We start from the raw sequence: 6,000 nt of genomic DNA on the forward strand, positions 1-6,000 counted from the left end.
CACCGGCACTCGATCAGGACCGGGGCCGGCCGGGAGACGGCGTCGTGTGCGGATCCACGGATGCGAACGGAACGACGCCACGCCACGCAGCTGAAAACCCCCGCATCACGTCCGTGGACGCGACCCCGACCTGCGGCGCGAGAGCCACTTCGAAGATCGCTTCCCTGTTCAGGGATGCTCGTTTCCCGAGAGCAGATGCAGTTCACGCTTGATCGCCTCACGCATCGCATCGTGCTGTGGCCCCAGAGCGAATCGCTGATCGCTCCAGTGTTCGTGCGGGTACAGCCACACCGGACGGCCGACCAGATGGGCGGGCTCCCATTCGTAGCGCGGCCACACATGCGCATGAAGGAAGGCATCGGTGTTGCCGAGGATCTCCAGATTCACTCGCCGAAACGCCGGGTCCAGGGCGCGGCAGGCCCGCTCGACCGCCTCGCCGAGCCGATCCATGTCGGACAGGAACGCCAGTCGCCTGGCGCGGGGCAGGTCCGATAGCCGCTGAACGTCGGGCTCGTCTGCCAGCAGGACCGAGTAGCCCGGCAGAAACTGGGTATCGCCGATCACCGCGAAGCCGGCTTCGAGCCGTCGCAGCACGGTGGGATTGCCGCCCTCCAGGGCACTTCCTATCCGGTCCGCTCGCCAGTCGTTGACCATGGTCGTCGACCCTACCGAGCGAGAACGCCGGAGGTCACAGGTCAGAGAGCGCGAGGCCGGTCTCGACGATGAAGCCTTCCAGAAGGCGCGGCTGGTACTGCATGCGTTTGAGCCGGTTCCTGACCAGGGCCGCGAGCCCGTCGATGTCGTGGGCGGTGAAGCGGTAGATGAGCCGGGTGCGCCTGCCGGGCCTGGTGCAGATCAGAACCGACCGCATAGTCCCCGATCGACAAGAAGGCCCGATTCCACCATCTGGAGTCGGGCCTTCACCATGCTGCCCGGCCTTCACCATAATGATCATGTGATCGATCACTACCGCAGCCTCTTCGAGCGGAACCAGTGGCTGGAGAACGGACTCTGCTGGATCATCGTGCAACCTCTCAACGAGGAGATCACGGTGGACGATCTCCTCCGGCGGCTGAACGGGGGTCGCGACCCGGAGCATCGCATCATGGAGTACCCCACGGAGGAGGCTTTCACGGAGGACCGACCCGTTTTCTTCGTCTTCAAAGGCCAAGGAGGCTGGGGTTTCCTCGAATTCAGCTACGGCATAGCCCCGTCCGACCTCGTCCTCACCGAGCTCAGCAAAGAGGCACGCGTATGGATGACCACCTGGCACTTCAAGGGGGGCGAGACACTCCTCTACGCAGCCGGCGGCGAGATCCGGGCACGGATGCGTGACTTCCTCTTCCCCGAGCACACCATCCAACAGGGAGACCCCGGCATCCTGGCCGACTTTCGCGCCATGCTCGACAGCCTCGACCCGCAGGACTACCGCGGCAAATGCAGCGCGCCGTTCGCCTTCATGGAAGCAGCCACCGGCATGAGGCTTGAGAGCGAGTGGCTGAATGTGGAAGAGGCGCCCGTCATCATTCTCGACAACCCCGATGCCTGACTCGGCCGCCGGCCAGCGTCTCGCCACAGTGTCGCGGCCCACCCGCCTCAAGGACGTCCGCTGACTCTTCGCTGACTCCGGCCCCGGAGCCCCGAGCGGGTACCGCGCCACACGATCCCGGCCACCGACGACCCGCACACCCCTGAACAGCGAAAAGGCCCAGCCTCATGATCTGGAACCGGGCCTTTCGTCTTGTGGGGCGTTCACGAGTAGGTCCGGCCTGGGAGGAAGCCCGGGTCCGAAAGATCGCTTCCCGGCCCGAAGACGATCGTTTCCCGCGCCACGCCCCTCCAGGACGCGAAGTCATCGCCTCAACGGACCACTCGGCATCTGCCCACGGGGGGACATGCGCATCCGTCTGGGGTCGCACCACCTGCCCGTTTCTGCCCACCAAGATGCGACCCGAGCCAGACGCGCGCCCCCCGCATCACCCCTCACCATTTTGGCGTGCCCCGACATACCGGTCCGGGCGCACCGACACGGACAGGACAGGCAGCAATCCATGAAGCTTGAGCTTGGCGGGCGCATCACGCGATGGCGGCGGGCCGGCGCGGACCGGCGGGCCGCCAACGCCGCCGCCAACCTGGACCGCCAACCCCCGTTTCCCGGTCGATGGGTGAGCGCCATCTCGCTGATCGGCGGCCCCAGCCTGATCATGGCCGGGACCCTCCTGCGCTCCCCGTTCTACTACTTCGTCCCTTACCAGCTCACCGCCTACACCCAGCATCCCGCCCTCATCACCGCCGCCTACACCTGCTTCGCCAGCGGGTTCGTGCTGCTGTGGCCGGCGGTGATGACGCTGGCACAGAGGATCGCCGCCACCAACCCGCTGTGGGGAATCTGGGGCGGCTGCCTGGTGATCGTCGGCCTGTTCACCCGGACCTTCCAGTTCGGCACCGATCACCTGGCCTTTCACCTGACCGACGTCCTCGGCCTGCAGACCATGCTCACCGGCATCGACGGCTACTACCTGGCGTGGCGGGACACGGTCTGGCACCCGTTCAGGTCCATGTCCGGGCCGGCCTTCTTCGGCTGGGTCGTGCTGGCCATCGGCGCCTACCGCTCCGGTGCCCTGGGGCCGGGCCGCTCGATCGCACTCGGCCTGATGCCTGCGCTCGCGCTCGGGACGCTCAAAGGCACCGAACCACAGTCCTTCATCGCCGTGGGCGGTCTGTGCATCGCCTTCATCCCCCTGGGCGTCTCGCTGCTGCGCGGCGGCCCCCCGCCGACCAGGCGTGCCATGATCTGGGTCGCCGTCCTCATCGGCGTACATGTCCTCATGACGGGTTTCGGCCCGAGAGGATGATGAGCCGGACCGGTGCCGGTGCAGCCGGAAGCCGGCTCACCGGCACTGTCGCTGATCTCGGGACGTGGAACGACCCGGTCGTCGATCGCGTTCGGAGAAGGGCGGGCCGGTCACCGGTGGCCGTGCGGGTTGACGATGAGCCCGCCCTCGTAGGCGGCGATGACGAGCTGGGCCCGGTCTCGGGCCTGCAGTTTGGCCAGGAGGCGGCCGATGTGGGTCTTGACCGTGCCGACGGTGAGGTGCAGATGCTCGGCGATCTCGGCGTTGGACATTCCCCTGCCGACAAGGGTGAGCACCTCGCGCTCGCGCGGCGTCACGTCATCGAGGCCCCGTACGCCCTGGGTGGGATGAGGTCCCCGCAGGAACTCGGTGATGAGCCGGCGGGTGACGGTGGGCGCGAGCAGCGCCTCACCGGAGGCGACGACCCGGATGGCGGCCAGTAGCTCGGCCGCCGTGGCACTCTTGAGCAGGAAGCCGCTCGCACCCGCCCGCAGCGACGCGTACACGTATTCGTCCAGGTCGAATGTGGTGAGGATCAGTACGCGCACGCCGGCACAGGCGGGGTCGGCGTAGATGCGCCGGGTCGCTTCGATGCCGTCCATGTCCGGCATCCGCACGTCCATCAGGACGACGTCGGGCCGATGCCGGCGGGCCAGGAGCACGGCCTCGGCACCGGTGCCCGCCTCGCCCGCGGCGGCCAGTCCCGGTGTGGCGTCGATGAGGACCTTGAGGCTGTCGCGGATCAGGACCTGGTCCTCGACGAGCAGGACCCGGACGGGTGGGGACGACTCGTGCGGTGCGGCCCCGATGCTCGTGTCGCCGATGCTCATGCCGCGGTGCCGTCCTGTTCGTAGGGCAGTCGAGCCGACACGTGAAAGCCTCCTGCCGGCCGGGGCCCCGCATTGAACGTGCCTCCGTACATCTTGGTCCGTTCCCGCATGCCGACCAGACCGTGTCCGCCGTGGCTCGCACGCGGCGGCCGGCCGTGACGGGGGCCGTCGTCGACGACCTCGATCACTGCTTCCCGCCTGTCGACGCCCACAGTGACCGCGCAGCGAGTCGGCCCCGCGTGGGTGACGACATTGGTCAGAGCCTGCTGCACGATCCGGTACACCGACATCGCGACCGCGGCAGGCAAGGCGGCCTCCTCCCGGACGGTCAGCTCCACCTCGACCCCGGCCGAGCGGGCGTGGGCGGCCAGCTCGGGCAGGTCGGCCATACCGGGTGCGGGCACAGGGTCCTGCCGGGGATCGCCGTCGGAGCGCAGCAGGTCGAGCACCCGGTGGATCTCGGCGAGCGCGCTGCGACTGGTCTGCTCGATGACGGCCAGCGCGGCACGTACCTCCTGCGGGCGGGCGTCGGCGACGTGGTTGGCGACGGTGGCCTTGACGGCGATCAGGCTCATGCTGTGGCCGATGACGTCGTGCAGTTCCCGGGCGATGCGCCTGCGCTCGTCGGTCACCGCGGCGTCGGCGAGGTGGCGGACGAGCCGGGCTGTCGTGTCCCGCTTCCAGCGCACGACCGTTCCGAGGGCCCAGGCGACGGTCAGGAGCACACCGATCGTACCGATCTCGATCGGCCAGGCCACCGGCAGCTCACTGGGCGCCGCCGCGAGCGCGAGACCGGGGAACACCTGCGTGTAGAAGATCAGGATCGCGGTAACCGCGGCGGACAGGCAGACCGCCAGGCCCGCCACGGACCAGGCGGTCGAGGCTGTGGTGGCCACCAGGTACAGCACGAGCACGGTCGGCACGAAAGTCAGCCAGATCGCGCCCGCCGCGACGGCGCCGACCATGGTCGCCCCCGTGCCCGCGGCACACGCGACAGCGAGCACGGCCCGCGGCCGGCGACGCCGGACGGCGATGGGAAGGCTCAGGACCGCCGCCACAAGCCAGGCCGACCACGCGGGCCACGGTGACGACGGCCCCGGCGGATCGACGATGGCGTATCTGATGAGCAGCGCCACGGCGACCGCCACCGCCACGTCGGTGACGCCCCTTCCACCGCGCCGCCATCCAGCCCATTTCATGGTGGGAAGGTATCGCCTGACCGGATCATGCGGCATCCGTCCACGGTCGGACATCCGCGTCCGTCCCGAGGGATACCACCGGCTAGCACGCAGCACACCCGTATCGGCCGTCGGCGCGACCAGCAGCGCGGCGAACCGAGACAGCGATGACGGGTGGAGTCCTGTCCAAGCCCGCGTCCGGTGAACGTTCTTCGATCCCCGAAACCCCGGCTCACGAAAGGTCGAAGGTGAGACCGGACGTGGCGATGCCGATCTCACCGTCGTAGCCGGCCCCGGCGGCGGCTCGCGCGGCCGGGGTGTCCGTGCCTGGCTGCAGGTGCGTCAGCACCAGGCACCGGACATCGGCTTCCCGGGCTTGCCGGCCTGCTTGACGGGCGCTCGTCAGGTGACGGCGGGAATCCTCCGGGACCTGGTTCACGAAGGTGGCCTCGGCCAGGAGCAGGTCAGCGTCACGCGCCAGTTCCACCCTGTCGGGACTCGGGCCGCTGTCGCCCGTGTACGCGAGCACCCGTCCGCCCGCTGTCAGCCGTATGCCGGCATTGGGCACCGAGTGCGGCAGCAGACGAGTCTGTGCGTGAAACGGGCCGATGTCGAATCCGCTGCCGGCGGTGAACTCGTGCAGGACATAGGCGTCGGCCAGCACCCCTGGGCGGTCCAGCGCGAGCACCGCGTCCAGGGCTCCGGGCAGCGAGTACACCGGCAGCGCCGCCGGGGGGTCATCACGCATGGTGCGCGCCCGCAACAGCGGGTTCAGGTCGGCGCAGTGGTCGGGATGTCCGTGGCTGATGAACACGGCATCGATCTGATCGGCGCTGACCCGTTCCAGCAGCCGCGGCACCGTCGCGTGTCCAAGGTCGACGAGCAGCCTGAACCCGTCGTGCTCCACGAGGTGACCACTGCAGGCCTGGCCCGCCGCCGGCCACGCACCGCATCCGCCAATGATCGTCAGCAGCACCCGTGAACTTTAACGGATGTCGCTCGTGCTCAGTGATCGACACGAAGTCCCGGTCCGCCGTGAGGCGGTCACGTCCAGCGAAGTGGTGTATGAGCTGCCCTTCGCGTGATCCTGTTTCTGCAGGTTAAGCGGTGAGTGTCTGCGGGAGGGGACTCTGTTGC

7 protein-coding genes are annotated in these 6,000 nt (G+C 68.7%); 2 read left to right on the forward strand and 5 right to left on the reverse strand.

Annotated features, from left to right (window positions below; translation table 11 throughout):
- Positions 1–168: 168 nt before the first annotated feature.
- On the reverse strand, positions 169–654 hold the full coding sequence (locus tag ACZ6W9_RS27745) for a diadenosine tetraphosphate hydrolase (RefSeq protein WP_389957149.1): 486 nt from the start codon (positions 652–654) through the stop codon (positions 169–171).
- 34 nt (positions 655–688) lie between these two features.
- Positions 689–871 carry a hypothetical protein gene (locus ACZ6W9_RS27750; protein WP_389957152.1) on the reverse strand — a complete coding sequence of 61 codons (183 nt, stop codon included), beginning with the start codon at positions 869–871 and terminating at the stop codon, positions 689–691.
- 84 nt (positions 872–955) lie between these two features.
- Between ACZ6W9_RS27750 and ACZ6W9_RS27755 the strand changes: the two genes are divergently transcribed.
- Positions 956–1,549, forward strand: coding sequence for a hypothetical protein (locus ACZ6W9_RS27755; protein WP_389957155.1), 594 nt, complete (start codon positions 956–958; stop codon positions 1,547–1,549).
- Positions 1,550–2,051: 502 nt separating this feature from the next.
- On the forward strand, positions 2,052–2,855 hold the full coding sequence (locus ACZ6W9_RS27760) for a hypothetical protein (RefSeq protein ID WP_470120373.1): 804 nt from the start codon (positions 2,052–2,054) through the stop codon (positions 2,853–2,855).
- Between the two features lie 110 nt (positions 2,856–2,965).
- Here the strand turns inward: ACZ6W9_RS27760 and ACZ6W9_RS27765 are convergent, their stop codons facing one another.
- The 3 genes from ACZ6W9_RS27765 to ACZ6W9_RS27775 all read right to left on the reverse strand — a co-directional run bounded on the left by ACZ6W9_RS27765 (position 2,966) and on the right by ACZ6W9_RS27775 (position 5,839).
- A complete protein-coding gene (locus ACZ6W9_RS27765; RefSeq protein ID WP_470120375.1) occupies positions 2,966–3,685 on the reverse strand; it encodes a response regulator in 720 nt (239 codons plus the stop codon).
- Positions 3,682–4,884, reverse strand: a complete 1,203-nt coding sequence (locus ACZ6W9_RS27770; protein ID WP_470120377.1) for a sensor histidine kinase — start codon at positions 4,882–4,884, stop codon at positions 3,682–3,684. The genes ACZ6W9_RS27765 and ACZ6W9_RS27770 overlap by 4 nt, the downstream gene beginning before the upstream one ends.
- Before the next feature lie 211 nt (positions 4,885–5,095).
- Positions 5,096–5,839, reverse strand: coding sequence for an MBL fold metallo-hydrolase (locus ACZ6W9_RS27775; protein ID WP_389957165.1), 744 nt, complete (start codon positions 5,837–5,839; stop codon positions 5,096–5,098).
- Positions 5,840–6,000: the final 161 nt, after the last annotated feature.

This window comes from Streptosporangium sp. NPDC053982, assembly GCF_055585205.1.

Bases quoted from the DNA above. Each gene is read 5' to 3' on its own strand.
- ACZ6W9_RS27745 (WP_389957149.1), bottom strand. From the start codon at position 654: ATGGTCAACGACTGGCGAGCGGACCGGATAGGAAGTGCCCTGGAGGGC.
- ACZ6W9_RS27750 (WP_389957152.1), bottom strand. From the start codon at position 871: ATGCGGTCGGTTCTGATCTGCACCAGGCCCGGCAGGCGCACCCGGCTC.
- ACZ6W9_RS27760 (WP_470120373.1), top strand. From the start codon at position 2,052: ATGAAGCTTGAGCTTGGCGGGCGCATCACGCGATGGCGGCGGGCCGGC.
- ACZ6W9_RS27765 (WP_470120375.1), bottom strand. From the start codon at position 3,685: ATGAGCATCGGCGACACGAGCATCGGGGCCGCACCGCACGAGTCGTCC.
- ACZ6W9_RS27770 (WP_470120377.1), bottom strand. From the start codon at position 4,884: ATGAAATGGGCTGGATGGCGGCGCGGTGGAAGGGGCGTCACCGACGTG.